The 2,795-nt window shown below is 59.2% G+C and carries 2 protein-coding genes, 1 pseudogene and 1 other annotated feature; all 3 genes and pseudogenes read right to left on the bottom strand.

The features are described 5' to 3' along the window. Positions 1 to 70 precede the first annotated feature (70 nt). Positions 71 to 571, bottom strand: coding sequence for a lysozyme inhibitor LprI family protein (locus KO490_RS05830; RefSeq protein ID WP_216018473.1), 501 nt, complete (start codon positions 569 to 571; stop codon positions 71 to 73). Between the two features lie 498 nt (positions 572 to 1,069). Beyond that, positions 1,070 to 2,304, bottom strand: a pseudogene (locus tag KO490_RS05835) (IS3 family transposase). Next, positions 1,900 to 2,016: a sequence feature (AL1L pseudoknot), on the bottom strand. (Overlaps the previous pseudogene by 117 nt.) After that, on the bottom strand, positions 2,301 to 2,675 hold the full coding sequence (locus tag KO490_RS05840; protein ID WP_216018474.1) for a hypothetical protein: 375 nt from the start codon (positions 2,673 to 2,675) through the stop codon (positions 2,301 to 2,303). Before KO490_RS05840 ends, KO490_RS05835 begins: the two are co-directional and overlap by 4 nt. Between the last annotated feature and the right edge of the window lie 120 nt (positions 2,676 to 2,795).

The following is a 2,795-nucleotide window of genomic DNA, read 5'->3' on the forward strand; positions in this document are numbered from 1 at the left end:
CGTGGGATCAAACACCTAGCGGGCTAGCTCTATCCGCAGATCAGCGAGCCACACCCTTGGTGTGCGGAATTTATGGCCTGTAAAAGCGCGCGAACATATCGCGCAAAACAAATACCTGTTCCGCCGTTGCTTGCATTTTACATTCAGTTCCGCCAAATGCGGCACCTGTGCCCCCATTGTAACTCAAGCCGATGAGGCTGCAGCGCGAATCGCGGTATGAGATCCAGACGCGTTGCATGCTGCGGAGTTCATCTTCGGCGATGGGGGGGGGCAAGCCGGTTTCATTTACTGCTTCATCAAAGGCCTGAACCTCGGTAATGAGGTCGCGATAGGTACGGTTTAACAGACCATCCCAAAATTCGAACTCCAGACCGTAGCACGCCCCGTATACTGCGCCACTGCCGCTCGCAGCCTCAATGCACGTTGCCGATGCGAGTCCAATACAGACATGCCGATCAGTGCTTGTAGCCAGGCAATTGTCGATGTCTTTGGTATCAACGGTCGGATCCTCCGCCCACAACGGTGTAGCAACGGCAAGCAGCCCGGCCAAAAATGCAGAGTGAACTCTCATGATATGGTATTTCTAGTCTGTAGTGAGGTTGTAGCGTAGATAGTAGCACTCATCGGAGTTGGAGAATTTCGTCTCCGTCCTACAGCAGATTCAACCGAAGGCGAACGATTCCTATCTACCAGAATATCTACGGTGTGACACGGTCAACACATTGTAGTCATTCCTATAAGCAGCGATGCCGTTGTTCGATTTGCAGACATTCCCACACTCCGCAACATCAAGTAAAATGGACTCGAAGCGGACATGTGACAGGACAGCCGGTGGGGAGCCTAGAGGCTGCTGCAAGCCAGTCGTTTCGGCCCTTAGCTACCAGTCGGCCCATGACTGGCGCTGCGGTGCAGCTCCCCAGACCGGAAGTTCGTGCTCGGCGCGGCGAACCAAGGCGCAATGGCGCTGTGCGGACTTTGCAGTCATTGGATTTTCAGCCTTCGCTGACGCAGCATGACTTCGCTATCGCAGTGAACCGCGCCGGGTCTGCCGGAGGCTGATTTTCGTTAGTTACGCGGCGATGGCATCGGCTTCCAGAGCTGTGTAGTATTCTTCTTCGGCTTCAGCGGGCGGGATGTTCCCGATGGGCTCGAGCAGGCGGCGGGTATTGAACCAGTCAACCCATTCGAGGGTCACGTATTCGACGGCCTCGAAACTGCGCCAAGTGCCGCGGCGGTGGATGACCTCCGCCTTGAACAAGTCGTTGATGGTCTCCGCGAGAGCGTGGTCATAACTGTCTCCGATGCTTCCGACAGATGGCTCGATACCGGCCTCGCCCAAACGCTCGGAATACTTGATGGACAGGTATTGAGAACCGCGATCCGAGTGGTGGACCAGTCCCACGCCCTTCGCCGGCCGGCGCTCCTAGACAGCCTGCTCCAGCGCATCGAGAACAAAGCCCGCATGGGCCGATGTGCTGACCCTCCAGCCCACGATGCGTCTGGCGTAAGCATCGGTGACGAAGGCGACGTAAGCGAACCCTTTCCAGTTGGCCACGTAGGTAAAGTCACTTACCCACAGCATGTTGGGCGCGGGTACGCGGAACTGCCGGTTCACCTTGTCGAGTGGACATGGCGCCTTTTTGTCCGGCATCGTCGTGCGATGTGGCTTGCCGCGAATGATGCCCTGAAGACCCCTGTCTTTCATCAGCCGGCTACCGTGCAGCGCGCGACAGCGATCCCTTCGCGCCCGAGCTGCCGCCAGACCTTGCGGACACCGTAGACCTGCCAGTTCTCCTCGAACACGCGGTGGATCTCGGGGCGCAGTGCAGCGTCCCGCCTGGCACGTGCTGACCGCCGGGCCGGTTCTGCCCGCTTCAGCAGGTGGTCGTAGTATGTGGATGGGGCGATCGGCAGCACTTTGCAGATCGGCTCGACCCCATGCTCCGCACGATGAACATCGATGAACGTCACCATCACTTCGACCGGCGGTCGAGCTCCGCCATGGCAAAATATGCTGACGCCTTGCGGAGGATCTCGTTTGCCTGGCGCAACTCCTGGTTCTCCCGCTCGAGCGCCTTCATCTTCTCGGCCATGTCGCTCGGGATGCCGGCGCGCTGCCTGCTGTCCACCTCGGCCTTCTTGACCCAGCTATTCAACGTGTTCGCGGAGCAACCGATCTTCGCGGCCACCGAGGCGATCGCCTGCCAGCGCGATCGATGCTGACCCGGATTGTCAAGGACCATGCGCACTGCGCACTGCGCGCTCGCGGACCTTAGGGGAGAACTTGTTCGTTGTCTTGCTCATGATGCTCCACCGTACTTAGGAGTTGGAGCCTCCGGTAAACCCGGCGCATCATGCTTCTCGCTGTCGAGGTCGTCATACCAGGCGGCATAATCCGTGTTCCTGACCATCTTACGGTTCAGGTCCGGCGCTCCATCCGTCCACCATACCGGCCCACGCTCACCTAGGGCGTGTTTCGCAGCATCCACTTCACCGCGCGCTTCTTCCTCGGCCTTCTGGTTACCCGCAGCCAGCGCGGCTTTCACGGCGCGTCGTGCGTCCATCAGCTTTTGTGTCAGGTGTTTCTGTTCTGCCTTTGCCAGGTTTGGGTTCGTTGCTCGCCAAAGCCGCCCGCGCACGACAATGTAGCGCCGATCCGGAGTGTGCAGCGGCATCACTCCACCTCGATCAGCATATTGTCGTCCAACGGGCGCTGCAGGCGTCGCGCCCCGGACCAGTCTGCGGTCAGCCAGGTTTCGAGCTCTGAGGCCTGTGTCAGGATCACCGGCATGGCC

It is taken from the genome of Paracoccus sp. C2R09, assembly GCF_018860625.1.
Taxonomy (GTDB): Bacteria; Pseudomonadota; Alphaproteobacteria; order Rhodobacterales; family Rhodobacteraceae; genus Paracoccus.